General features: G+C 30.4%; 20 protein-coding genes and 3 tRNA genes. 10 read left to right on the forward strand and 13 right to left on the reverse strand.

Features of this window, described 5'->3' with window-relative positions:
- Positions 1 to 204 precede the first annotated feature (204 nt).
- Positions 205 to 1,563, reverse strand: coding sequence for a TlpA family protein disulfide reductase (locus tag ACVC08_RS14495; protein ID WP_452602563.1), 1,359 nt, complete (start codon positions 1,561 to 1,563; stop codon positions 205 to 207).
- Positions 1,564 to 1,694: 131 nt separating this feature from the next.
- On the opposite strand from ACVC08_RS14495, the gene hutH reads away from it, so the two are divergent.
- Positions 1,695 to 3,200, forward strand: a complete 1,506-nt coding sequence (hutH, locus tag ACVC08_RS14500) for a histidine ammonia-lyase (protein ID WP_452602564.1) — start codon at positions 1,695 to 1,697, stop codon at positions 3,198 to 3,200.
- Here the strand turns inward: hutH and ACVC08_RS14505 are convergent.
- The 4 genes from ACVC08_RS14505 to ACVC08_RS14520 all read right to left on the reverse strand — a co-directional run bounded on the left by ACVC08_RS14505 (position 3,197) and on the right by ACVC08_RS14520 (position 7,272).
- Positions 3,197 to 3,583, reverse strand: coding sequence for a hypothetical protein (locus ACVC08_RS14505; protein WP_452602565.1), 387 nt, complete (start codon positions 3,581 to 3,583; stop codon positions 3,197 to 3,199). The two genes, hutH and ACVC08_RS14505, sit on opposite strands and share 4 nt — an antisense overlap.
- A 216-nt stretch (positions 3,584 to 3,799) precedes the next feature.
- Positions 3,800 to 4,189: a hypothetical protein gene (locus ACVC08_RS14510; RefSeq protein WP_452598778.1), complete on the reverse strand. Its 390-nt coding sequence runs from the start codon at positions 4,187 to 4,189 to the stop codon at positions 3,800 to 3,802.
- Between the two features lie 82 nt (positions 4,190 to 4,271).
- A complete protein-coding gene (locus ACVC08_RS14515) occupies positions 4,272 to 4,652 on the reverse strand; it encodes a hypothetical protein (protein WP_452598779.1) in 381 nt (126 codons plus the stop codon).
- A gap of 70 nt (positions 4,653 to 4,722) precedes the next feature.
- Positions 4,723 to 7,272, reverse strand: a complete 2,550-nt coding sequence (locus ACVC08_RS14520) for an ATP-dependent Clp protease ATP-binding subunit (RefSeq protein WP_452602566.1) — start codon at positions 7,270 to 7,272, stop codon at positions 4,723 to 4,725.
- 261 nt (positions 7,273 to 7,533) lie between these two features.
- On the opposite strand from ACVC08_RS14520, the gene gyrA reads away from it, so the two are divergent.
- A complete protein-coding gene (gene gyrA / locus ACVC08_RS14525; protein ID WP_452602567.1) occupies positions 7,534 to 10,062 on the forward strand; it encodes a DNA gyrase subunit A in 2,529 nt (842 codons plus the stop codon).
- A gap of 53 nt (positions 10,063 to 10,115) precedes the next feature.
- Complete coding sequence (locus ACVC08_RS14530; protein WP_452602568.1) at positions 10,116 to 11,369, forward strand: tetratricopeptide repeat protein; 1,254 nt, start codon at positions 10,116 to 10,118, stop codon at positions 11,367 to 11,369.
- Positions 11,370 to 11,437: 68 nt separating this feature from the next.
- On the opposite strand, the gene ACVC08_RS14535 is transcribed toward ACVC08_RS14530, so the two are convergent.
- The gene (locus ACVC08_RS14535) at positions 11,438 to 12,187 is read right to left on the reverse strand and encodes a C40 family peptidase (protein ID WP_452597874.1); all 750 of its coding nucleotides are present in this window, start codon (positions 12,185 to 12,187) and stop codon (positions 11,438 to 11,440) included.
- A 55-nt stretch (positions 12,188 to 12,242) separates the two neighbouring features.
- Positions 12,243 to 13,421, reverse strand: coding sequence for an acetyl-CoA C-acyltransferase (locus ACVC08_RS14540; RefSeq protein WP_452597873.1), 1,179 nt, complete (start codon positions 13,419 to 13,421; stop codon positions 12,243 to 12,245).
- 164 nt (positions 13,422 to 13,585) lie between these two features.
- On the opposite strand from ACVC08_RS14540, the gene ACVC08_RS14545 reads away from it, so the two are divergent.
- From ACVC08_RS14545 to ACVC08_RS14575, 7 genes are all read left to right on the forward strand, one after another.
- The gene (locus ACVC08_RS14545) at positions 13,586 to 15,634 is read left to right on the forward strand and encodes an HD family phosphohydrolase (protein WP_452602569.1); all 2,049 of its coding nucleotides are present in this window, start codon (positions 13,586 to 13,588) and stop codon (positions 15,632 to 15,634) included.
- A 97-nt stretch (positions 15,635 to 15,731) separates the two neighbouring features.
- Positions 15,732 to 15,819, forward strand: a tRNA-Ser gene (locus ACVC08_RS14550).
- Between the two features lie 17 nt (positions 15,820 to 15,836).
- Positions 15,837 to 15,911: transfer RNA gene (locus ACVC08_RS14555), tRNA-Pro, on the forward strand.
- 18 nt (positions 15,912 to 15,929) lie between these two features.
- Positions 15,930 to 16,003, forward strand: a tRNA-Arg gene (locus ACVC08_RS14560).
- 137 nt (positions 16,004 to 16,140) lie between these two features.
- Positions 16,141 to 17,028: an EamA family transporter gene (locus ACVC08_RS14565; protein ID WP_452602570.1), complete on the forward strand. Its 888-nt coding sequence runs from the start codon at positions 16,141 to 16,143 to the stop codon at positions 17,026 to 17,028.
- 311 nt (positions 17,029 to 17,339) lie between these two features.
- Complete coding sequence (locus ACVC08_RS14570) at positions 17,340 to 18,371, forward strand: hemagglutinin protein (protein WP_452599660.1); 1,032 nt, start codon at positions 17,340 to 17,342, stop codon at positions 18,369 to 18,371.
- 480 nt (positions 18,372 to 18,851) lie between these two features.
- Entirely contained in the window at positions 18,852 to 19,115 is a 264-nt protein-coding gene (locus ACVC08_RS14575) for a hypothetical protein (RefSeq protein ID WP_452602571.1), read from the forward strand.
- 84 nt (positions 19,116 to 19,199) lie between these two features.
- Here the strand turns inward: ACVC08_RS14575 and ACVC08_RS14580 are convergent, their stop codons facing one another.
- The 6 genes from ACVC08_RS14580 to ACVC08_RS14605 all read right to left on the reverse strand — a co-directional run bounded on the left by ACVC08_RS14580 (position 19,200) and on the right by ACVC08_RS14605 (position 25,662).
- Positions 19,200 to 19,619, reverse strand: a complete 420-nt coding sequence (locus ACVC08_RS14580; protein ID WP_452602572.1) for a thiol-disulfide oxidoreductase DCC family protein — start codon at positions 19,617 to 19,619, stop codon at positions 19,200 to 19,202.
- Between the two features lie 7 nt (positions 19,620 to 19,626).
- On the reverse strand, positions 19,627 to 21,792 hold the full coding sequence (locus tag ACVC08_RS14585) for an endonuclease MutS2 (RefSeq protein WP_452602573.1): 2,166 nt from the start codon (positions 21,790 to 21,792) through the stop codon (positions 19,627 to 19,629).
- Positions 21,793 to 21,978: 186 nt separating this feature from the next.
- A complete protein-coding gene (locus ACVC08_RS14590) occupies positions 21,979 to 22,260 on the reverse strand; it encodes a hypothetical protein (RefSeq protein WP_452602574.1) in 282 nt (93 codons plus the stop codon).
- Between the two features lie 139 nt (positions 22,261 to 22,399).
- Complete coding sequence (locus ACVC08_RS14595; RefSeq protein WP_452602575.1) at positions 22,400 to 23,164, reverse strand: TIGR02757 family protein; 765 nt, start codon at positions 23,162 to 23,164, stop codon at positions 22,400 to 22,402.
- Positions 23,157 to 24,854: an LIC_10190 family membrane protein gene (locus ACVC08_RS14600; protein WP_452602576.1), complete on the reverse strand. Its 1,698-nt coding sequence runs from the start codon at positions 24,852 to 24,854 to the stop codon at positions 23,157 to 23,159. The genes ACVC08_RS14595 and ACVC08_RS14600 overlap by 8 nt, the downstream gene beginning before the upstream one ends.
- A gap of 253 nt (positions 24,855 to 25,107) precedes the next feature.
- A complete protein-coding gene (locus ACVC08_RS14605) occupies positions 25,108 to 25,662 on the reverse strand; it encodes a CPBP family intramembrane glutamic endopeptidase (RefSeq protein WP_452602577.1) in 555 nt (184 codons plus the stop codon).
- Position 25,663: the final 1 nt, after the last annotated feature.

Here is a 25,663-nt window from a genome sequence, read left to right on the forward strand (position 1 = left end):
AATGACCTTGCTCTACTTCTTCAACTATTTGAAGTTTAAAAGAGAGCGAGTAATCTTTTTGGGTGCGCTTGGTGTACCCATTGTTTTCTGATGTTTTCATTACACTAAGATTTTAGTGTATCGCTATTTTAGGACGGGACAAAATAATAATATAAAAAAAGCGAACTGTTAAGTTCGCTTTTTTTATAATTAAATGTTTACTCATTAAATTTCTAAAGAATTAAATAACTCTTTTAATTTAGGATCAGATGGTCTAGGTGCATCTGCACTTACAATGTTTCCGCTAGGATCTATTAAAATAAATCTTGGAATACCATTAATACCGTAGTCTAATACAAACTGAGATTTCCAAGCTTTATCTGCCATTAATTGCACGCCTCCTAATTCTTTGTCATTAACCATCTTTACCCATGTATCGTGGTCTTTAATAGCATCGATAGAAGTACTAACAAAAGCAATGTTTTTTCCATGGTACTCTTTTTCTACTTTTTTAAGAGAAGGAATCTCTGCTTTACAAGGACCACACCATGTTGCCCAAACATCTACATATACATATTTACCTTTTAAATCTTCAAGAGAAGTTGTTCCTCCTTTATGGTTCTCGTAGTTAGCAAATGTAGGCGACGGTTTCCCTTTTACTAATTTTTTAGCTGTATCGAAGTTTGTTTTTAAATCTTCTTTAATTTTATCGTCTGTAGTATTCTCATTAAAAAAAGTATACATTTCTTGTAAATTATTATTAGCTGGTGATAAAGCCATTTTTGCTAAATAATCTATAACTTGGTTTTTTAATGCAGGAATTTTAATGTCTTTTACAGCAGCAAAATCTGCTGGTTTTACATTATTAAAATCATCTAATCCTTCAAAAATAGGATTCATAATGCTATTAAATGCAAGGTTTTGGTATGCAGTAGAATTGTTAAATGCTATGGCATCATCGTAAGTTAATTCTTTTAATGCTTTTGGTAAGAAATTTTCAGAGGGTTTAAAACTATCGTTTTTTGTATAATATGCATGTGCTCTTTCATAGTTGTTTAACGTTGCATAAGAATCGTACTCTAGGTTTTTTAACTCTGCCGCTAAGAATCCTTGATCTATTCCTTTAATGCTATCTAAACTAGCTTTATTACTATTTTTAATTTCTTCAACTTTAGCTTTATAGGCAGTTTCATCTAGGTTATAAAATGCAGATGAAGGCCCTTGTATTTTTCTTGTATTGTCTCCTTTTTTTGCTAAATAATTACTTTCTGCTGCTCCATCTCCAGAAAATACAAATCCAGTTTTGCCTGTAGCAACACCAACACTGTCACCTACTTTTAAGTACATGCTTGCACGACTTCTTCCTAAACTTAAAGTATAGAAGCCATTTTTAGCTATGTTAAGTGTATCGGTAAATTTACCTTCTTCAACAGTAATTTTTTGTTCAAAATCAGTACCTTTTATAGTCACTTCTTTTGCTTTAGCATCTCCTAAGTCCCCAGATACTATTGTATAATCAATTTTTGGTTCTTGTTTACATGCTAAAATTGCTAAAGCAGATAAACTTAATAGTAGTTTCTTCATTTTTGAATAAATTAATTTTTTATCAAAAATAGGGGTTTAAAATTATTTTTTTGCTTTTTCATTAATTATTAACGTTTAGCTTGCATATTTTATATTGAATGTTGATTTTTGAAGCACTTTAAATTTATAATATGACTACTCATTATATATCCAATCAAGTTTTAGAACTTACAACGATACAATCTATTGTTTCTGAGGGGAAAAAACTACAACTTTCTGAAGAAGCTATAACTCGTGTTACTAATTGCCGTAACTATTTAGATGAGAAATTAAAGACAGAGGATAGACCTATCTATGGTATAAATACAGGGTTTGGATCTTTATATAATGTAAAAATATCTAAAGAGAACTTAACAAAGCTTCAAGAGAATTTAATGATGTCTCACGCCTGTGGTACAGGAGACGAAGTCCCTCAAGCTATTGTTAAATTAATGTTACTGCTTAAAATTCAATCATTAAACTACGGGCATTCTGGTTGCCAATTGGAAACTATCCAGCGTTTAGTAGATTTTTATAACAATGATATTTTACCTGTGGTATATACGCAAGGGTCATTAGGTGCTTCTGGAGATTTAGCTCCTTTAGCGCACTTGTCGCTGCCATTAATTGGAAAAGGTAAGGTAAATTATAAGGGAGAAGTTGTAGAGGCTCAAACCGTTTTAGAAGCATTTAATTGGAAACCTGTTAAATTAAAATCTAAAGAAGGATTGGCTTTGCTTAATGGAACTCAATTTATGAGTGCTTATGGTGTGTATTTATTACTTAAAAGTTATAAGTTATCTTATTTAGCAGATTTAATTGGAAGTGTTTCTATTGATGCTTTCGATGGGAGAATAGAGCCTTTTAATGAACTAGTACATATAGTAAGACCTCATAACGGCCAATTAAAAACGGCAAAAAATGTTCGCGAGTTTTTAGAGGGGAGTAGTATTATTAAACAAACAAAACAGCATGTACAGGACCCTTATTCTTTTCGTTGCATTCCGCAAGTACATGGTGCTACAAAGGATACGTTAGATTTTGTTTTAAAAACATTTAAAACTGAAATTAATTCGGTAACTGATAACCCTAACATTTTTTCTAAAGATGATGAAATTATCTCTGGAGGTAATTTTCACGGTCAACCATTAGCATTAGCTTTAGACTATTTAAAAATTGCAATGGCAGAGCTAGGTAATATATCTGAACGTCGTGTTTTTCAATTGGTTTCTGGTTTAAGAGGTTTGCCCGCGTTTTTGGTTAATAATCCTGGATTAAATTCTGGGTTTATGATACCACAATATACAGCAGCGAGTATTGTAAGCGCTAATAAACAATTAGCTACACCAGCAGCAATAGATAGTATTGTGTCTAGTAATGGGCAAGAAGATCATGTAAGTATGGGGGCAAATGCAGCAACACAGGCATATACTTTAGTTAATAATGTAGAGCGTGTGCTTGCTATAGAGTTATTTAATGCCTCGCAGGCATTACAATTTAGAGCTCCATTAAAGTCTAGTGAGTTTCTAGAATCGTTTTTACAAGCGTATAGAGAAGAGGTACCTTTTGTTGAGGAAGATCAAATTCTTCATGATGATATTCAGGCTTCAATTGCTTTTATAGAGAACTTAGCTATTGATGATGAAGAGCTATTTTAGTATGGAGTAGATGGTGTTTTTGCTTCCGTTAAAAGTGTTTCTGCCCATTTTATAGCAAGTTGTAAATCGTTAAAGATTTCAAAAGGTTTTTTTAAGAATAGTTTTTCTACTTGAGCTGCTTGTCTTGCGTTGCTATTTTCTGAAACGACTGCAAAACCTATTAATGATTTTACATTAGAAGTCTCTTTATAAATTATGGGGTCTACAGCATAAGAATTAACACGATGTGTTATATACACAAAAGGTTTGTTCTTAAAATGATTTAAAATAGCTTTTGTTTGTCTATTACACTTTTCAATGCATATTGTTTCGCCTTCGTATACATTACAAATTGCATAGTTTTTATAAAACTGTATTTTACAGAAGCCTAAATCTTTTACCATTTTTTGTTGTTTTCGGGCGGCAAAAGTACTCTACTGTTCTAAAATTTAAAAGAAAAATATATTGTTTTTTTGGTTTTTTAAACTGTAAAAAGTCATGTGTAAATTAACTAATTTAATAATATTTATACTTTATTTTATGAAGTTTATAATAAAGAATAAGAATTGTTATTTAATAATATATTTTTTTGACTAGTTCTTTGCAGGTAAAAGATTCTATTAACACTCTTCTATAGTTTGTTTTTTCTTAAGTAATTTATTTGCCCATTGAATACTTTTATCTAATTCTGAAAAGACTTCAAAAGGTTTTTTTAAAAACAGTCTCTCTATATCTGTAGAACTTAATGCCATGTGGTTAGTAGAAACAACAGCAAACCCAACAAGATTTTTTATTTTAGAAACCGATATATATATTGTAGGGTCAACAGAGTAGGAGTTTATACGATGCGTTATATATACAAAGTCCTCTCCTTTAAAAGACGGTACAATTGTCTCTACCATTTCATCTATTAAATCTTGAGTTAATACAATACCTTCGTTTATTATAGAAACAACTATATTATTATAAATTTGTAATGAACAAAAAGATAGAGTTACTGTATTAATCATTAGTATTAATTAAAAAAAGCTTCACTTAAAGATAGTGAAGCTTTTTTAATTATACTAGCTATTATAATTATTATTACTAAAATTATTTAGCTTCTTTTATAATACGATTGGACCATTCTAATGCATCATCTAAAGAATCGAAAGTATCTATAGGTTTGTGAGAAAATATTTTTTCAATTTCTATAGTGTTATCATAAAGGTTATCTATTACTATAGCAAAACCTTTAAGGTTTTTTAATTCTGAATTGTATTTATATATAATAGGGTCAACAGAGTAAGAATTCTTTCTATTGGCTATATATACAAAAGGCTCAGATTTAAAATGATTAATTGCTACTTCAATAATTTGAGAGCTTTTTTCAAGAGTTACATCTACGCCGTCATTTATTGTTCCTACTATGGTGTTTTCGTATATATCTATAGTACAAAAAGAAAGTTTTGTAGTCTTCGTCTTTTTATGCATTTTTAGGGAATTAATGTATATAAATATTAAAAAAGGTTGCCACTTAAGCAACCTTTTTTACATATGGTAATTAAGATTCTGTTGATTTTTCTGCTTTATCAATTTTTATTGTTATTTCATTAGCTTTTTTATCTAAATCCATAATAATTTTATCGCCTTCTTGTACATGAGAAGTAATAATTTCTTCTGCAAGAGCATCTTCTATATATTTCTGAATAGCTCTTTTTAAAGGCCTAGCTCCATATTGTTTATCGAAACCTTTATCTGCAATATAATCTTTTGCAGCTTTAGTAAGTTTAAGCGTGTAACCAAGTCCTTTTATACGGGTTAAAAGCTTATCTAATTCAATATCTATAATTTTATGAATATCTTCTTTTTCTAAAGCATTAAACACAACCACATCGTCTATTCTATTTAAAAACTCTGGTGCAAAAGACTTTTTTAATGCATTTTGAATTACGGCTCTGGCATTAGCATCTTCTTGCGATTTTTGTGCAGCAGTACCAAACCCTATTCCTGTACCAAAATCTTTAAGTTTTCTAGCTCCAATATTAGAAGTCATTATTATAATGGTATTTCTAAAATCAATCTTTCTTCCTAAACTGTCAGTTAAATACCCATCGTCTAATACTTGTAATAGCATGTTAAAAACATCTGGATGCGCTTTTTCTATTTCATCTAATAGAACTACAGCATAAGGTTTACGTCTTACTTTTTCTGTTAATTGCCCACCTTCTTCATAACCAACATATCCTGGAGGTGCTCCAACTAAACGAGAAATAGCAAATTTTTCCATATACTCACTCATGTCTATTCTTACTAAAGACTCTTCACTATCAAATAGCTCACGTGATAATACTTTAGCTAATTGTGTTTTACCAACACCAGTTTGTCCTAAAAATATAAATGAACCAATTGGCTTATTAGGGTCTTTAAGTCCAGCACGATTACGTTGAATTGCTTTTACAACCTTTGCAACGGCTTCGTCTTGTCCAATAACTTTTCCCTGTATTAATTTAGGTAACTCAGCTAATTTATTACTTTCTGTTTGTGCTATTCTATTAACAGGAACCCCTGTCATCATAGAAACCACATCGGCAACATTGTCTTCTGTTACAGTTTCTTTATTTAGCTTAGTATCTTCTTCCCACTTTTCTTGGGCAATGGCAAGTTCTTTTTCTATGCGTTTTTCATCATCTCTAAGCCTAGCAGCTTCTTCGTATTTCTGCTTTTTAACAACAGAATTTTTAGTAAGCTTTACGTCTTCTAGCTTTTTCTCTAGTTCTATAATTTGTTTAGGAACATCAATATTAGTAATGTGTACACGAGAACCAGCTTCATCTAACGCATCTATAGCTTTGTCTGGAAGAAAACGCTCTGTCATATAACGATTTGTCAATTTTACACAGGCTTCTATTGCTTCGTCTGTATACTCAACATTGTGGTGCTCTTCGTATTTACTTTTTATATTATTAAGTATCTCTATTGTTTCTTCAACTGTAGTAGGCTCAACAATTACTTTTTGAAAACGACGCTCTAATGCTCCATCTTTTTCGATATATTGTCTGTACTCATCTAAAGTTGTTGCACCTATACATTGAATTTCTCCACGGGCTAGAGCTGGTTTAAACATATTTGAAGCATCTAAACTTCCTGTTGCTCCACCTGCACCAACTATAGTATGGATTTCATCTATAAATAGAATAACATCGTCATTTTTTTCAAGCTCGTTCATTACAGCTTTCATTCGCTCTTCAAACTGCCCTCTGTATTTTGTTCCAGCTACTAAACTTGCTAAATCTAAAGTAACTACACGTTTGTTAAATAAAATACGTGACACTTTACGTTTCACAATTCTATTTGCTAAACCTTCAGCTATTGCAGATTTACCTACACCTGGTTCTCCTATTAATAAAGGGTTATTCTTTTTACGTCTACTTAAAATTTGAGAGACTCTTTCAATTTCTTTTTCACGACCAACTACAGGATCTAGTTTGCCTTCTTCTGCCATAGCAGTAAGGTCTCTACCAAAATTATCTAAAACTGGTGTTTTAGACTTTTTATTACCTTTATTTGCTGGTGTATTAAAAATATCTTTAGACTCATTACTTTCAGAAGTAGAATCATCTTCTTGAAAAGATTCTGCTTTTGGTTCTATATAATTGTTATCGTCGTTTGTAATCATAAACTTAAATTGTTCTTTTACATTATCATAATCTACTTTTAGCCTATTTAAAAGCTTAGTTGTAGGATCATTTTCATTTCTTAAAATGCACAGTAATAAATGTGCGGTGTTTATAGAGGTGCTTTGAAATAACTTCGCTTCTAAAAAAGTGGTTTTTAAAGCACGCTCTGCTTGTCTAGTTAAATGTAAATTCTTTTTTTCGTTAGAGGTTATAGCTATGTTAGGGTTTGCTGGGCTTAATATTTCTACTTTTCGTCTTAAATGATTTAAATCTATATCTAAGGCATTTAATATATTAATAGCTTTACCATTGCCATCTCTTAATAAACCAAGCATTAAATGCTCAGTTCCAATAAAATCATGACCTAAGCGTAATGCTTCCTCTTTGCTATATGCAATTACATCTTTAACTCTTGGGGAAAAATTATCATCCATATATTTATCTCGTTTCAGGATTAAAATTACTAAATCATATTACCAAACGCAAAAACTATTCCTTAAATAATATGAATTCAGCTAAGAGACAAAAAAATCTTTATAAAAGAAAATAATTAGTAATATAACTTATTAACGAAAATCACTCTTGAAATTGTTAATAAATACTGTTAAAAAATCTTGTTTAAACGTTACTGTGACTGATGAAATAATTATATTAGCACGTTTTGAAATACTGATAAAAACTTAATTATATTATATATGGCAGAAGGAGAAAAACTTATCCCAATTAATATTGAAGATGAAATGAAATCGGCTTACATTGATTATTCAATGTCAGTCATTGTGTCACGTGCACTCCCAGATGTACGAGATGGTTTAAAACCAGTTCATAGACGTGTACTATATGGTATGCATGAATTAGGTGTTAGAGCAAATAGCGCACATAAAAAATCTGCAAGAATAGTTGGTGAGGTTTTAGGAAAGTATCACCCTCATGGTGATACATCGGTTTACGATGCAATGGTGCGTATGGCTCAAGAATGGAGTTTGCGTTACATGTTAGTAGATGGACAAGGAAACTTTGGTTCTATTGATGGTGATAGTCCAGCAGCAATGCGTTATACAGAAGCACGTATGCGTAAAATATCTGAGGATATGTTAGCAGATATTGACAAAGAGACAGTAGACCATAAATTAAATTTTGATGATACTTTAGAAGAACCAACAGTATTGCCAACACGTATTCCAGGGCTTTTAGTTAATGGAGCATCTGGTATTGCTGTAGGTATGGCAACAAATATGCCACCACACAACTTAACAGAAGTTGTAAATGGTACTATTGCCTATATAGACAATAACGATATTGAAATTGATGAGCTTATACAACACATTAAAGCCCCCGATTTTCCAACAGGAGGTACTATTTATGGATATGATGGTGTAAAGGAAGCTTTTCACACTGGACGTGGGCGAATCGTTATTCGTGGAAAAGCAAATATTGAAGAAGTAAATGGGCGTGAATGTATTATAGTTGAAGAAGTACCTTATCAAATTAATAAGGCAGACATGATTAAAAAGACTGCCGATTTAATTAATGATAAAAAGTTAGACGGTATTTCTACAATTAGAGATGAGTCTGATAGAAACGGTATGCGTATTGTTTACGTTTTAAAGCGTGATGCCATACCAAATATTGTATTAAACAAGTTATATAAATATACCGCATTACAGTCGTCTTTTAGCGTTAATAATATTGCACTTGTAAATGGACGTCCGCAATTATTAAACTTAAAAGAATTAATACATTATTTTGTAGAGCACAGACATGAAGTTGTTGTTAGACGTACAACTTACGAATTGCGTAAAGCAGAAGAAAGAGCTCATATTCTTGAAGGGTTAATTATAGCTTCCGATAATATAGATGAAGTTATTAAAATTATTAGAGCATCCTCTAATGCAGATGAAGCACGAACTAACTTAATAGAACGCTTTAAATTATCTGAAATACAAGCAAAAGCTATTGTCGAGATGCGTCTACGTCAATTAACAGGACTAGAGCAAGATAAATTACGTGCTGAGTATGAGGAAATAATGAAAACAATAATTGACTTAAAAGATATTCTAGACAAGAAAGAACGTCGAATGAATATTATTAAGGACGAACTTGTAGTTGTTAAAGATAAATATGGTGATGAGCGTCGTTCTACTATTGAATATGCAGGAGGAGATTTAAGTATTGAAGATATGATTCCTGATGAGAAAGTTGTTATAACTATATCTCATGCGGGTTATATTAAACGTACCTCGCTTACAGAATATAAAACACAAAATAGAGGAGGTGTAGGGCAAAAAGCTTCAACAACTCGTAATGAAGATTTCTTAGAACATTTATTTGTTGGTACAAACCATCAATACATGTTGTTCTTTACACAAAAGGGTAAATGTTTCTGGATGCGTGTTTACGAAATACCAGAAGGTAGTAAAACATCTAAAGGTAGAGCAATCCAAAACCTAATTAATATTGAGCAAGATGATAAAGTAATGGCTTTTATTTGTACTCAAGATTTAAAAGATGAAGATTACATTAATAATCATTATGTAATTATGGCTACTAAAAATGGTCAAGTTAAGAAAACATCTTTAGAACAATATTCTAGACCAAGAACTAATGGCATTAATGCTATTACTATTAAGGAAGATGATGTACTATTAGAAGCAAAGTTAACAACAGGAGAGAGCCAAGTCATGTTAGCCTTAAAATCTGGTAAAGCTATTCGTTTTGAAGAAGCAAAAACGAGACCTATGGGCCGTGGGGCTTCTGGAGTTCGTGGTATAACATTACAGCATGATAAAGATGAAGTAATAGGAATGATAGCTGTAGACGATATGGACAGTAATGTTTTAGTTGTTTCCGAAAACGGTTACGGTAAACGCTCTAGTCTAGAAGATTATCGAGTTACTAACCGAGGAGGTAAAGGTGTTAAAACAATATCTATTACAGAAAAAACAGGTAATTTAGTGTCTATTAAAAACGTAACAGATGAAGATGATTTAATGATTATTAATAAGTCTGGTGTTGCTATTAGATTGGCTGTTGCAGATTTAAGAGTAATGGGTAGAGCAACGCAAGGTGTAAAATTAATAAACTTAAAAGGGAAAGATTCTATTGCTGCTGTAGCTAAGGTTATGCACGAGGAAGATGAAGATATAGATGAAACGCTTGAAGGTATTGAAAACACTAGTGCCGAGGATAATGGCACGACTCTTGCTTCTAACGAAGAAGAATAAATAAATATTAAATAAATGATTTTTTCTTTATAGAAAAATAAAAACTAAAACTGATGAAAAAACAATTAATTCTCTCTTTAGCATTATTTGTAACTCTGTTTTCTTTTGCACAAAAGAAAGAAGTAAAAATGCTAGAAAAGGCAGTTAAAAATAACAATTATGCTGAAGCTAAAGCAATGGCTAGTAAATTAGAATCTTTAACGGGTTCTATGGATAATAAAATGAAAGCTAAGTATTACCTTAATAAAGGAAAAGCATACTTTGCTAATGGAGCTGGAAGTAACAAAGATGTTATGATGGCTGTAGAAAGTTTAAAGCAAGTACCAAGTGGATCTTACGAAAGTGAAGTAGGGAAGTTAAAGCAATTAATGGAAAACGACCTATTAACCAAAGCTAATGACTTGTATAAGGCTAATAAGTTTAAAGAAGCCTCTGCTGCTTTTTACAACTTATATAATGTAGCACCAGAAGATCAAGTATATCTTTACTACGCAGCAGTAAGCGCAGTAGGAGCGCAAGATTTCGATTCAGCATTATCACATTACCTAAAACTTAAAGACTTAGGTTATACAGGTGTAGAAACACAATATTTTGCAACTAGTAAAGAAACAGGAGAAGAACAGCCTTTTGATAAAGCTACTAGAGACCTTTATGTAAATAAATTAAAAACACATATAAACCCAAGAGATGGGAAAACAGAATCTAAAACTGCAGAAATAACAAAGAATATTGCTTTAATATACCTTGAGCAAGGGAAAAATGATGAAGCATTAGCTGCTATACAAGAAGCAAGAGCTGCGAACCCTAAAGATACAGCGCTTATTCTTACAGAAGCAAATACACAGTTTAAACTTGGTAATAAAGAAGCTTATGCAACTTTAATTAAGGAAGCTATTAGTAATGATCCAACAAATAAAGATTTATTATTTAACTTAGGTGTTTTAGCTTCAGATGCAGGTAATAAAGAAGAAGCTAGAAGTTACTACGAGAAAGCGATAGAAATAGATGCTAACTATGTTAATGCATTAACAAACTTATCTGCTTTAATATTAAGTGCAGAAAATGCTATTGTTGAAGAAATGAATGGATTAGGTAGTTCAGCTAAAGACGATAGACGTTATGATGAGTTGAGAGCTCAAAAAGATAAAATATATAAAGAAGCAATACCTTACTTAGAAACTGTTTTAGAAATTTCAGAGAAAGAGAATAAAAGTAATGCAGATGTTGCTAGAACGCTAATGAATATATATAATGCCATTGATGAAACTACTAAAGCAAAAGCTTTAAGAGAAAAATATGGATTATAATTTTTAAACCTTAAAAACTTTAAGGTAAAACTAAAAAAACCACTAATTAATTTTAGTGGTTTTTTTAGTTATATAATTTTCTTGATGACTCTTAATTTGTGAGTATGTGTACGTTTGTCTACATTATAAATGCCAGAATGATCTAGCCTGTCTATTCTAACTTTTCCATGGGCATGTACTATATAATTGTCTTTCATAATAATGCCTACGTGTACAATATGGCCTTCACTATTATCAAAAAATGCTAAATCTCCAGGTTCACTTTCTTCAATAAAACTTAAAGCTTCTCCTTGGGTGGCTTGTTGTGATGCATCTCGTAATAATTTATAACCATTTAGTTTATAGACCATTTGTGTAAAACCAGAACAATCTATTCCAAAAGGTGTTTTCCCTCCCCATAAATAAGGAGCATTTAGGTACAGAAATGTTGTATCTATAATATTACCTTTTGGTTGCTTTATTTCAGAAAAACTGCCGTCAAAACTATGGTTTAATAACGTTAATCCATTTAAAGTAGAGCCCAACGTTATTGGTAATAATTGCTGATTTTCTCCTTGTACAAATTCAACTAAATCTGTAGATAATTTAAGAGGTTCGTTTACAAAGTCGGTATAAACTTCCTTTGTAATTTCTAAGTATTGTTTATGGTCTATCCAACCTTCATATTTATCAAACGCTAAACGAATCTTATGCCAAGATTTTCTTTGCTCTAAAACTTTAAAAACATCACCATATAATACTTGCGAAACCATTTCACTAGTATCGGAAGCTTCTAGTCTTAAAGGAACAATGCTTAAATTACAGATTCCGTATTGCATTAATTAAATTAGGATTCTAAAGATATTGTTATTGTAAAAAATGATTTGTTTTATACTAGTTACGTTCTAATACTAATGCAGATGCACCACCACCACCATTGCATATAGCAGCAGCACCAACTTTTGCATCATTTTGTTCTAGTACATTAAGTAATGTAATTAAAATTCTAACACCAGAACATCCAAGAGGGTGACCTAAAGATACGGCTCCTCCGTTTACATTTACATTACTATCATTTAAACCTAATAATTTCATATTTGCTAAACCAACAACAGAGAAAGCTTCGTTAAATTCAAAGAAATCCACATCTTTAATAGTTAAACCTGCTTTATCTAAAGCTTTTGGTAGTGCTTTAGCTGGTGCTGTAGTAAACCATTTTGGTTCTTGTGCAGCATCTGCATAGCTCTTTATTGTAGCTAAAGGTTTTAATCCTAACTCTGTAGCTTTGTCTTTACTCATTAAAACCATTGCACCGGCACCATCATTTATAGTTGATGCATTTGCAGCAGTAACGGTTCCTTCTTTTGTGAAAGCTGGGCGTAAAGCTGGAATTTTTTCTATTTTTACGTTAGTGTATTCTTCGTCTTTACTTACAACAATAGGTTCTCCACGACGTTGGGGTACTTCTACAGGAACTATTTCATTATCAAATTTTCCTGCATCCCAAGCAGCTGCAGATCTATTATATGATTGTATTGCATAAGCATCTTGATCTTCTCTAGAAAAGTTATGTTCTACTGCACAGGCATCTGCACATACACCCATTGCATTTTGGTCGTAAACATCTACTAAACCATCTTTTTGCATTCCATCTACCATGCTTGCTGGGCCAAATTTTGTAGCACTACGTGCGTGAAAATAATGTGGTATTAAACTCATATTTTCCATACCTCCAGCAACAATAATATCTGCATCTCCTAAAGCAATTGCTTGTGCCGCTTGCATTACCGTTTTCATACCAGAAGCGCAAACTTTATTAATAGTAGTACATGGTACTGTATCTGGAATACCAGCAAAAATTGCAGCTTGTCTAGCTGGTGCTTGACCAGTTCCTGCCTGAACAACATTACCCATTAATACTTCCTGTACTAATTCAGGTTTTAAATTTATTTTATCTAAAGCTCCTTTTATAGCTATGGCCCCTAATTTTGGAGCTGGAATTGTCGATAAAGCACCTAAAAAACTACCAATTGGTGTTCTTGCTGCTGAGACGATTACTACTTCTTTATTCATTTTTACAGTATTATTTAATAGTAGCGCGAAATTAATCAATTTTTAGTAAAAATTAGAACCTTCATGCTATAATAACGAGTTAAGCAATGAATATTTATTACATTTGAAATAGTTACATTAAACATTTAATAAAAAACATATAACTAAAGGATAGTTAAACATACATGAAGGATCTTATTAATACGTTTTATAAAAATCATGCTCTTATTTATAAAGTTATTCTTTTTATAACAACTACTTTTTTAATAGTATACTTATTTCCTAAAGGTGGTAGGTTTAAATATGATTTTGAAAAGGGAAAGCCATGGCAGTCCGAAAACCTTTATGCTCCGTTTAATTTTGCTGTTCAAAAAACAGTAGATGAAATTAATAAAGAACGTCAGGAAATTGAGGAAAACGCAGTTACTTACTTTAACTTAAACCCCAAAATAAAACCTCAAGTAAAATCTGAATACAACAAACAGTTTAGCAGAGTTTTTTCAGATTCTATTTATCAAAAAGATTTTAAAGAACTTAAGGAAAAAGGAATTAAAATTATCAATGATTTATATCGTTATGGAATATTAGAGGATAATATTTCTCTACCAGTAAATAAGCATGTTACCATTTTAGACGATAGGGTTGAACGCTATAAAACGGAGTTTTCTAAACTATATAAAGTAGGCGATTTAAAACCAAAAATAATAAAAGAACTAACCAACTCTAGTTTAGAAAGTTACATAACACCACTTACTGTACTCTTTTTTGACATTATAGAGTCTAATTTAGAATATAATAGTTCTTTAACAGAGCAGGATTTATCAGAATCATTAAGTAATATTTCTTTTGCAAGAGGAAGTGTTGAAAAAGAAACGCTTATTATTTCTAAAGGAGAGGTTGTTGAAGGCGACACCTATTTAATATTAAAATCTTTAGAATCTGAATATGAATCTCAGGTTTGGAGCGAATCTAATTATAATTGGATTGTATTTGCTTATACCTTATTAGTGGCCTTAGCTTTATTGATGCTATTATTGTTTCTTAGAAAATATAGAATGACCGTGTTTAATAATAACACCAAAGTAACATTTATTTTCTTTAATGTATTATTAATGGTATTGTTAACTACTTTGGTAGTTAATTATAATTCTAAATACATTTATATTGTTCCTTTAGCCATATTGCCCTTGGTTTTAAAAGCTTTTTTCGATGCCAGATTGGGTTTATTTACACATGTAATAACTGTATTACTTCTAGGGTTTATAGTACCTAATAGTTATGAATATATGTTTTTGCAAATTATAGCTGGTATTGTTACTATTTTAACGGTATCTGAATTATATAAGCGTGCTAATTTATTTATTTCTGTAGGACAAATTACTTTAGTGTACATTATAGCTTATTTTGCTTTTTTTGTAATACATGAAGGAAGTATAGAAACCTTAAAATGGGAAACTTTTGGATTGTTTGTGCTCTGTGGGTTGGCAACATTATTCGTGCAACCACTTATTTATATTTATGAGAAAATATTCGGTTTAGTTTCAGACGTTTCACTATTAGAATTATCAGATACTAATTCTAAATTATTAAAACAATTAGCTAATGATGCTCCAGGAACATTTCATCATTCTTTAAATGTTGCTAATTTAGCCGAAGCTTGCGCCAATGAGATTAGAGCTAATGCCATGTTAGTAAGGGTAGGGGCACTGTATCATGATATTGGTAAGATGAAGAATCCAACGTATTTTACAGAAAACCAATCTTCAGGTATAAATTCGCATGATGAGTTATCCTCAATAGAAAGTGCCAGAATAATTATAAATCATGTTATTGATGGTATTGAGATCGCCAAGAAAAATAACTTACCAGATCGTGTTATAGACTTTATAAGAACACATCATGGTACTAGTAGTGTTTATTATTTTTATATGAAAGAAAAAGCATTAAATGAAGATACAGATATTAATGATTTTTCATATCCAGGGCCTAAGCCTTTTAGTAAAGAAACAGCTATTTTAATGATGTGCGATAGTGTAGAAGCTGCATCCAAAAGTTTAAAAGAACCAACATCTTCTAAAATAGATATGTTTGTAGAAAACATACTTAATAAGCAAATGGATAATGGACAGTTTCTTAATGCAAACATTACTTTTAAAGAAATTCAATCTATAAAAAAAGTGCTAAAGCACAAGCTTGCAAATATTTACCATTTGAGAATTGAATATCCAGAATAATTTTTAAAAAAAAGTGCAAAAAAATGTTGCGATATCCAAGATGTTGTCTTAAATTTGCACCCGCAATTAATTGCTAGTTCATATTACATAAAAAATTGGAGAGGTGCCTGAGTGGCCGAAAGGAGCGGTTTGCTAAATCGTCGTACCCCAAAAGGGTACCCAGGGTTCGAATCCCTGTCTCTCCGCAATCTTTAGATTAATTCGGGGTGTAGCGTAGCCCGGTTATCGCGCCGCGTTTGGGACGCGGAGGTCGCAGGTTCGAATCCTGCCACCCCGACTATTAAATCTAAAATTTGGAGGCGTAGCTCAGCTGGATAGAGCATTGCCCTTCTAAGGCAACGGTCATAGGTTCGAATCCTATCGCCTTCACTCAAACCCTCGTAAACTATATTGTTTGCGAGGGTTTTGTTTTTTACAATAATTAAAAGTGTAATTCATAAAAAAGAAGCATAATACTATTGCCTTCTAAAATAATTATTTAGCTTTACTAACAATTCTTCTACTAAATGCCAAAAACGACCTCTAAAGTTCTTATTATTTTAGCTTTCATTGCTATTTATTTTATTTGGGGATCTACATACATGCTTAATAAAATAGCTGTCGAAGAGTTGCCTCCATTAATGTTGTCTTCTTTTAGGTTTACTACTGCTAGTGTTTTAATTTTTATTATTGCAAAATTTATGAAACTGCCATTATCTATTACTAAAAGACAGTTTTTAAATTGCGCTATCGTTGGGTTTTTATTTTTAGTTTATGGTAATGGTGTTTTTGTTTGGGCTTTAAAGTATTTAGATAGTGGTTTTGCAGCATTGCTGGCTGCTTCTCAGCCTTTATTTGTATTATTACTAATGCGGATTCTCGATAAGAAAACAATGAAACCGAAATCTATAATTGGTGTAACTTTAGGGTTTATAGGTATGTATCTATTGGTTAGTCAAAAAGAATTGTCTTTTAATGAAGGAAGCGCCATAGGTGTTATCATGGTTTTAACTTGTGTTTTGGGTTGGAGTTATGCTAGTATCTATGTCTCTAAAGCAAATTTACCTCCAAGTTATTTTATAAGTACAGCATATCAAATGCTTACTGCTGGAATAATGTTAGCGTGTTTTAGTTTATTGTTTAGCGAAACATGGAGTTCTCCATTAAACTGGTCTGTAGACACGAGGTGGGCTGTTATATTACTTATTGTATTTGGTGGGATTGTGGCGTTTACAGCTTTTAACTACTTATTAAAAAATGTATCTCCAGAAAAAGTGGCAACTTCTGCATACGTAAACCCTTTAATTGCATTGTTTTTAGGTTGGTATATACTAGATGAGAGTTTAACTATACAATCTATTTTTTCAGCAATAATACTATTAACTGGTGTTTATTTTATTACTTCAAAAAAGTGAATAATAATAAATGATACTAATATTAAAAAAATATTGGTGATTAAACTGTTTGTTTACTAGAGAGTTACTATTTATTAAGCAATAACTTTAAATCTGTAATAAGATAAATCAAAAAAATAATTGTTTAAATTATTACTTAGAGAAAGTTTTAATTTTATAACTAACAGAATATACATAATACTTTGCTTTTCATCGAAAAAAAAGCATTGTTCATTGGAAATTTGTATTTTTGAATTATATTAATCAAAATAAAACCTGTTAGTGTGATGTAAAAATTACACTTTAAAACAAACTAACTAAACACAAAAATTATGATTAAAAATATTGTTCGATTAGGAATCCTTCTTTTAGCATTTCAAATGAATGCACAAAGTATAGAACGTCAGGTTATAGGTTCTGCAGGAACAACATTAACTAATGGAACTGTAAGTTTAGATTTTACAGTTGGAGAGTTAGCCGTTTCTACTATTACAGATGGTACTACAACTTTAACTCAAGGATTTCACCAAGGAACAGTTGCTCTACTAATTCGAGTAGATCCAGTAGTATTTTTACAAGGTGCTTTGTTAAATAATGGAGGAGGAAATTTAATGAGGGATGATTTAAGATCTTCTTATTTGCCAACAACCTCTCCTTACAGTGATGGATTAACATGTGCATCTAGTGTATTTAATGATGGGGGAACTTCTGGAACAGGACCTGTTAACGATAATATTGTTGATTGGGTTTTAGTAGAATTAAGAGATGCTAATGATAATGAATTAATTGAAGCTAGCCAATCTGCATTATTGCAAAGAGATGGTAATGTTGTTGGAGTAGATGGTGTTTCTCCTTTAGAGTTTAACATTGCTACAAAATCTTATTATATAGCAATAAAACACCGTAATCACTTATCAATTATGACATCTGCTACAGTTGCTTTATCAAGTGGTTCTGCTACTGTAGATTTTACAGATGTGAGTAATCAAATAACTTTTGGTACAGATGCTCAAACCACTTTTGGAATTCCAACTGGAGCAGTAGCAATGTGGGCAGGAGATGCAAATCAAGATGGAAGATTAAACTATCTAGGTGGATTATCTGATACGCCTTCTATAAGAGCACAAGTTTTTAACGATCCAGATAACTCCGTATTTGGAGGACCACCTGTAGCAACATATAAATCTATTGGTTATTATGCAACTGATTTAAACATGGATGGTTTTACTGTATATTCTGGTGCAGATAGTGATGTTTTAAAATTAAGAAATAACATTTTTAATAATCCATCAAACTCAGTATTCGGAGGGCCTCCAGTTTCAACATATATCTTTACTCAACAATTACCAGAAGGAGCTAACTAATTACAGTTAAGTTTTACATAAAAAATGCCTCTAACTTTTAGAGGCATTTTTTATACAAAAAAGACTCAAAGCAACAAGTATAATTGTGTCTAATCAGAATTACCAAAACTGAAACTTTTAAAATACGGACTAAAATATACTTTAAAAGAACTTAATTCGTTCCCTACCAACCGAGGTAAGGATTAAGTTAACCATATATTGTGCTTTGAGACTTCTAACCAACCTCAAAATGATATTTAAAAGTATTATTTTTTAGAGTTGTGTAAAACCTATTTTGAGGGAAGTAGCTGTTTTGGTGAGTAAAACTATTTTTTCAATGAGTAAAAAGGATTTTTATTACGAGCCTGAATTTTTTGTGCATTTCATCGGTATTTTATGCATTAATAAATGCTTTATCAAATACTTATGTTATTTAACGACTTTTTTATAAACAAGCTTAACGGCTTTATATCTTAGCACCAATAACAGATTATTGTAATTATGAAATTTATTATTTCCATAACCCTTTTTTTTACTATATCATTTGTATCAGCCCAGTCTAATGAGACTGTAAACATAAATAATAACACTCCTAATGCATTAAAAAAGAAGATTGAGGTAGTGGCTAATAAAGAAACTAAAACATTACTGGTTATAAGTGTAAAAGGAGTAAAAAAAATTGAGGATTTAGATATTGAAAATTTTAATAAGAACTCTTTTTTTAATTTAATAGCTTCAAAAAAGAGGAAAAATAACGTTTGCTAAGAGTTTATTTAATATTAAATAAATATAAAGTCTGAATTAATATTCAGACTTTTACTTTCTATACAGTTATAATAAACTAACCTTTTAATCTAAAAACTTAGCCTTTAACTCTTTGGTAGGAATCATACAAGATTCTTTTTTTCCATACCATTTGTATCTATTCTTTGCAATATAGTCGTATACTTTATCTCTAATAAAACTTGGTACAATAAAGAATATCGTTAGTAAATTATTAGGAAAGCCTAATTGACTTGCTATGTGCAAAGCTGCAGACGATTTACTTTTTAAATCCTTAGTTTCGGTATATAATAATATAGAATCTGTTTTTTCTACATCTATATTAAACATATCTATTATTTGTTTACCAATATTGCTTTGTAAAGCAGCAAAACGGAAGCTGTCGCTTTTATCATGTTTAATAACATATTGCACTGTTGTATTACATAAATTACATACGCCATCAAACAAAATTAATTTCTTCCCCTTTGGTAAATCACTAATCATAATTAAATTATTTTACTGCTTCAACTAGTTCTAATGTATCAATATTTACATTAGTCGTAAAAATGCCATAATTTACAATAGCTTTCCCTTTTTCTATGGCATCTATAGTACCAATAGCCTTTCCATCTTGCATTCTTACTCTATCTCCTAGTTTTAATACAGGTTTAGGCTTTTCTATTTTAATTTCTTTTTTCTTTGCTTCTTTCTTTTTCTTTCTTATAACTTCTACTTTTTTTTCTGCTTCTTTTTTTACTTGAGTTTCTTTAGCTTTAATAGCTTTTTTTCTTTTGGCAGAAACTTTTTTGCGTTTAGAGTTTTCTATTTGTACTAACCTAAACAACTCGGCCATTAATTCACGTTTCTTTTTATCTTCAAAATACTTTTCGCTGATATCATTAACCTTTTGACCTAAATAAATTAAACGTTGATTACTGTCGTACAGTTCTTGGTAGCTTTCTAGTTTTTTCTGTATTTTTTCATTTATAGACTCTAATTTGTCTGCTTCGGATTGTTTTTTCTTCTCATTTACTTTTAGAGATTCGGATGTTTTTTCAAGCTTAGAGCGTTCTTTTTGTAATTTAGCTATAGTAGCATCAAAACGAACTTTAGAGCGTTCTATTTTCTTTTTTGCTCTATTAATTAAGCTATACGGAATTCCATTTTTTTGCGCTACTTCAAATGTAAATGAGCTTCCTGCTTGTCCTAAGGCTAATTTATATAATGGCTCTAATGTGCGTTCATCAAACATCATATTGGCATTAATCATTTCCTCTTTTTCTGTAGCAAGTATTTTAAGATTTGCGTAATGTGTTGTAATAATACCAAATGCTCCTCTAGAATAAAACTCTTCTAAAAATGTTTCAGCTAAAGCTCCACCAAGTTCAGGATCGGACCCTGTTCCAAATTCATCAATTAAAAAGAGTGTATTTTTATTACACTTTTTCAAAAAATAATTCATTTGTTTAAGTCTATAGCTATATGTACTTAAATGGTTCTCTATGGATTGATTATCTCCTATATCTGTTAAAATACGACCAAATAGGCTTACTTTACTTCGTTCATGTACAGGAATAAGCATACCACTTTGTAACATTAGCTGTAATAAACCTACAGTTTTTAATGTAATACTTTTTCCTCCTGCATTTGGCCCAGAAATAACAATTATTCTGCTATTATCATTTAATTTAATTGTTTGAGGAAATGTTTTTTCTTTACTTTTTAAATTATTTAAATAGAGTAATGGATGGTAAGCATCTCTTAAATATAAGTGTCTATTCGTAGCAATCTCTGGAAGAATTGCATTCATAGATTTTGCATATTTAGCTTTAGCAGAAATTACATCTATAGTTGTTAAAAAGTCTTGGTATTGCTCTATAAGTGGCGAAAAATCACGTAAGTAATTTGTTACTTCTTTTAATATACGTATTACTTCTTCGTTTTCTTCGTATTCTAAATTATTGAGCTCTCTTGTATGTTGTAAGGTTGTTTCTGGTTCTATATATACTATACTTCCTGTTTTACTGCCACCCATTATGGCTCCTTTAACTTTACGACGATACATCGCCTTTACTGCTAAAACACGTTTATTATCTACAACAGATTCTCTTATATCATCTAAGTATTCTAAATTATGATAGGTATTTAACGCAGATGTAAAACTAGAATTTATTTTACCTTTAAGTCTGCCAATACTTTGTCTTATTTCATGTAATAAAATAGATGCATTATTTTTTACATCTCCAAATCTGTCTACAACACTATCTACTTTTTCTATTATAGCTTTGGTAACTTCAATATTAGAAGCATACTCATTTAGGTTTGGATAATATTCTTCGAATTTTTTAAAAAAAAGAATAATATCATTGCTAGTAATAGATATAGAAACTAATTTTTTTAAACTGTGTGTTTCTAAGTAAGTATTTTCTATACGTAGTAATTGTAGCTCTTTTGCAACAGTATCGAAACCATGGTTTGGTATACGGTTATCGTTATAATATGATGAGACATACTCGTTTGTAAGTTGTAATGCATTTAAAAGAGTGTCTTTATCTTTATATGGTTTAATTTCTAGAGCTTTAGTATTACCCAAATGTGTAACACAATATTCGCTTACTTGCTGTAAAACCGTTGAGAACTCTAAATCTTGTAATGTTTTATTATGTATGTTTATCATTGTATTATCCCTGAAAATATTTACAAAGGAATATATCTTAAAATTGTGAACTTGTTTTTATTGTGCATAACAAAGTTAAGGATTAGAAATGAATTTTATTGAGGTATACTTTGTTGTACATTTAATAATAAAAAAGCCCAATAAGAAGAGACTTATTGAGCCAGATTATTTTATTATAAAATAAGTTTATTCTAATTCCATAAAAGCTTCAAATTCTTTAATACGAATAAAAAAGTCTTTTTTTTCTTTTGAATCTTGTAACTGTAAAGTAAAAATAACTTGATTATTAAAAAAACCATAAGAGCAATCTATAGGGGTAAAAAACTCTTCTAACTCATTAAAATTTAAAAGTATACTAATTGCATTAAAAACATCATTTTTATTTTCAATAGACATATTTTTAATCCCTAATTTCTGTTGGAATACAGATTTTATTTCAGATTTTTTGAATTTGAAAGAATGCTTCATTTAGATTTAGTCAGTTAAAAATTTTTTGGATGCGTGCAAATATATAAAAACTAACACTAATTTGACTACTAGTGAAGTAAATAAAGTTTCTATTTTACCATTTAGGTTTGTTTAGTCTATAGGAATACTAGGTTAATTGCTAAAATCCTTCGAAAACACCAAGTCCAAAAAGTGCAAAATCATATTTTACGGGATCTGTATTATCTAGAGCTCTCAATGCAGCATCTAGTTCTAAAAGTGCTTTTCCATCGTTTTGCTTTCGCTTTAATAACCCTAGTTTTCGAGCTACATTACCCGAATGGACATCTAGCGGACAGGATAATGAGGCAGGGGATATAGTATTCCATATTCCAAAATCTACACCAGCATTGTCTTTACGAACCATCCAACGCAAAAACATATTAATACGTTTTGCTGCAGAATTTTTTAAGGGGTCACTAATGTGTTTTTGTGTACGTTGTAAATGTTCTATTTCAAAGAAATAGCACTTAAAATGATGAATGGCTTGTTGTAGTGAGTCTTTTTCTGCATGTTTAGCAAATATGGCTTCTAACCCGCCATAGGTTTTATAAATGTGTTGCAATCCTTTTATAAAGGTTATAAAATCTGTACCATTAAAAGTACGGTGTACAAATGTGGTTAGTTTTTCTAAGTCAGAATCTGTATGGTTTATAACAAAATCGTATGGAGATTGCTCTAATAAATGCATCATTTTATTTGCATTGTTAATAATACTTTTACGATTTCCCCATGCGATAGTTGCACTTAAAAAGCCAGCAATTTCAATATCTTCTTTTGTATTAAATTTATGGGGTATTTGTACTGGATCGCTATCAATAAAATTTAAGTTGTTGTATTGTTCAACTTTAGAGTCTAGAAAATCTTTAAGTTCTGCTTTAGTCATTTAATAAATTTTTTGAATAGAACCCTTCTTTTAATGTCTCGCCGCGTAATTGAGGAATAGTATTGAAGTAGGTGCTAAAATAATCTAGTTGTTCTTCTTTTAATGCGGGAAGCGGAATATTTCCTGTCCCCCAGAAAAAATCTATTTCTGTAGGTGCGTTTAATTTTAAATTTCCTACTGTAACAGTTTCATACTTACTGTTATATTTTGTGTTTTTATAAGGAAAGAAAGTATAGCTAAACCTGAACGTACTAGATTCTGTATGGTAGGTTGTATTGGTTAAATTACTATTGTTTATGGGATAAAGTAAAGGAACACAAATTAAAACTAATGCCCCAGTTTGTATTAAATACATGAGTTTATGCGATTTTAATATTTGTGCACTAGTAATTAATAATAACACCATTAAAAAAGGAAAGAAAAAGCGATATTGAGGCGAGAAGTTAAAGATTATAATTAAATTAATAATTGTTATGCTATAAATAAAAAAGAACGCTTTTTTATATTTTGATTTTAGTATTACAAGCGGAAAAATTAATAATATTAATAACATTAGTTTATTTATAATACCATCTAATTTGGGAAGCAATAGCCAATGCTTAAATAAGTCTATTTTTGAAGCTGTGTTATAATTGTCTATAGTTAAATTATAAGTTGAAGCTTTAGAGTAGTTTGAGATATACTCAGTAATAGTTTCTGGTAAACTCCAACTTGTTTCTATAATACCATGTAGTGGGTACAATATAGTGCCAGTGAGTATTAAATTTTTAATGATAAATAAACTTAATGTTATTGCACCGAACCCACTTATTAATAGTGTAAGTTTTTTAGCTTCTATATAGTATTTTAGATAAATAATAATAGTAAAGAGAAACAAAAATACACCTGTAAGCTTTATAAAAGAAGCAAAAATAGTAAGTAGTGCTAGAGTTATAAAAGTAGATTTTTTATAAACTAAAAAACAGGTTGTAAATTGGTGAAAAACGATTAAAGTTATTACATAAATTGCAATATCTGCAGATGGAGCACTTATAAACTGAAAGAAAAACACATTGAATAATGGGAATAAGCCAATAATTAAATCTAGAGCATTTTTTTTCTTAGATTTTATATAAAGATTCAATTTACTCATTGCATAAAAGTTACCAAGAAGCAAACAAAAACCACTAATGTCATTTAAAGAATCGTAGATAAAACTAAAATTAAATGCGCTCTGTAGTATATGCCAACCAGATGTTTGCCCTAAGAATACATGTAAATTTGTTAAACCTTTTACAAAACCATATTCATTCAACCATTTTATAGTTTGTATATAGTACGATTCGTTATCTATTAAAAAAGGAGGAGAGGCACATTGCGCTAATGCTAAAATAAGCACTAGAATAAGGCTACTTTTAAAAAAAATAGAGAAGGTTTTAAATTGTTGTTTTAAGTCTGTTAATGCTATTAGTATTAATGGTTTGTTATAATAAAAAAGTAAGCAAACGATTAATATTTGAATAACTTGGTATATTCCATTTATTGGTAGAAATATAGCCCAAAAACCTGTGAAAATACTAATACCAAATAAGCCGAAAAATAAAGTGATAATTACATTTAAATCATCAAGTTTTAAAAGTTGTTTTACAGTTACTCCTACTGTGAGTGCGACTATAAAAATATAAAACCATGAAAGTAGTATTACAAGCATTGATTTGGGTTGGTTTGGAAAACGAATTTACAAATTTGTTAATAAAGTCTAGTTAAAAAAGACTAGGCCTTTAGAATAAAAGCACTAAATCTCATATTAATTATTACTATGCAATTCTAAAATTGTAATATATATTTATTTAGTCTAGTTTTTGTTTAGAATAACTAAACATTCTAAACTTATTAATCTTTATGTTGTTGCATAAACTATATTGTTTATATAAACAATATAGATGTAAATACTTTTAGGGTTTTTACAATTTTAAAAAGAGTATACTAGGGATTACTATACTAGCATTATATAGCATGTGTAGTAAAATGGAGTATATTAAACCTAATTTAACTCTTAAATAACCTAAAATAAGACCCAAACATATTTGAGGAGCAACAAGTATAGGGGATAGGATTAAAACATTAAATGTCGTTTCATAATTTAATATATGAATGTAGCCAAATAAGAGGGCAAAACCATAAAATATATATTTAAAAGCGCCTTTAAATTTACAAAATAACCGTATTGGAGCTCTAAAAATTAACTCTTCAATTATTGGAGCAGCAATAGCAGCCAAAAAAATAATCATAACAGGAGTGTAGTTTTTAAACAAATCGCTAGAGGCATGTTTACCTATATCTAATTCTGTAATTAAAGTTGTAAGTCCGATAACAATAGCTAAAGTGAAACCAATTAGTAGCGATAATATTAGTGTATAAAAAACAGTTAAAACTTTATCCTTAGCAGGGAGTTGTTCTATGGGAGGGCAATTAGGTGCTTTTAAATAGGCTATAATATCATTTAATGTGGTGAGCATG

The organism is Pontimicrobium sp. MEBiC06410, from assembly GCF_053601615.1.

Bases quoted from the DNA above. Each gene is read 5' to 3' on its own strand.
- ACVC08_RS14605 (WP_452602577.1), bottom strand. From the start codon at position 25,662: ATGCTCACCACATTAAATGATATTATAGCCTATTTAAAAGCACCTAAT.
- gyrA (WP_452602567.1), top strand. From the start codon at position 7,534: ATGGCAGAAGGAGAAAAACTTATCCCAATTAATATTGAAGATGAAATG.
- ACVC08_RS14565 (WP_452602570.1), top strand. From the start codon at position 16,141: ATGCCAAAAACGACCTCTAAAGTTCTTATTATTTTAGCTTTCATTGCT.
- ACVC08_RS14535 (WP_452597874.1), bottom strand. From the start codon at position 12,187: ATGCAATACGGAATCTGTAATTTAAGCATTGTTCCTTTAAGACTAGAA.
- ACVC08_RS14510 (WP_452598778.1), bottom strand. From the start codon at position 4,189: ATGATTAATACAGTAACTCTATCTTTTTGTTCATTACAAATTTATAAT.
- ACVC08_RS14575 (WP_452602571.1), top strand. From the start codon at position 18,852: ATGAAATTTATTATTTCCATAACCCTTTTTTTTACTATATCATTTGTA.
- ACVC08_RS14515 (WP_452598779.1), bottom strand. From the start codon at position 4,652: ATGCATAAAAAGACGAAGACTACAAAACTTTCTTTTTGTACTATAGAT.
- ACVC08_RS14530 (WP_452602568.1), top strand. From the start codon at position 10,116: ATGAAAAAACAATTAATTCTCTCTTTAGCATTATTTGTAACTCTGTTT.
- ACVC08_RS14600 (WP_452602576.1), bottom strand. From the start codon at position 24,854: ATGCTTGTAATACTACTTTCATGGTTTTATATTTTTATAGTCGCACTC.
- ACVC08_RS14495 (WP_452602563.1), bottom strand. From the start codon at position 1,563: ATGAAGAAACTACTATTAAGTTTATCTGCTTTAGCAATTTTAGCATGT.
- ACVC08_RS14595 (WP_452602575.1), bottom strand. From the start codon at position 23,164: ATGACTAAAGCAGAACTTAAAGATTTTCTAGACTCTAAAGTTGAACAA.
- ACVC08_RS14540 (WP_452597873.1), bottom strand. From the start codon at position 13,421: ATGAATAAAGAAGTAGTAATCGTCTCAGCAGCAAGAACACCAATTGGT.
- ACVC08_RS14505 (WP_452602565.1), bottom strand. From the start codon at position 3,583: ATGGTAAAAGATTTAGGCTTCTGTAAAATACAGTTTTATAAAAACTAT.
- ACVC08_RS14520 (WP_452602566.1), bottom strand. From the start codon at position 7,272: ATGGATGATAATTTTTCCCCAAGAGTTAAAGATGTAATTGCATATAGC.
- ACVC08_RS14580 (WP_452602572.1), bottom strand. From the start codon at position 19,619: ATGATTAGTGATTTACCAAAGGGGAAGAAATTAATTTTGTTTGATGGC.
- ACVC08_RS14590 (WP_452602574.1), bottom strand. From the start codon at position 22,260: ATGAAGCATTCTTTCAAATTCAAAAAATCTGAAATAAAATCTGTATTC.
- ACVC08_RS14585 (WP_452602573.1), bottom strand. From the start codon at position 21,792: ATGATAAACATACATAATAAAACATTACAAGATTTAGAGTTCTCAACG.
- ACVC08_RS14545 (WP_452602569.1), top strand. From the start codon at position 13,586: ATGAAGGATCTTATTAATACGTTTTATAAAAATCATGCTCTTATTTAT.
- ACVC08_RS14570 (WP_452599660.1), top strand. From the start codon at position 17,340: ATGATTAAAAATATTGTTCGATTAGGAATCCTTCTTTTAGCATTTCAA.
- hutH (WP_452602564.1), top strand. From the start codon at position 1,695: ATGACTACTCATTATATATCCAATCAAGTTTTAGAACTTACAACGATA.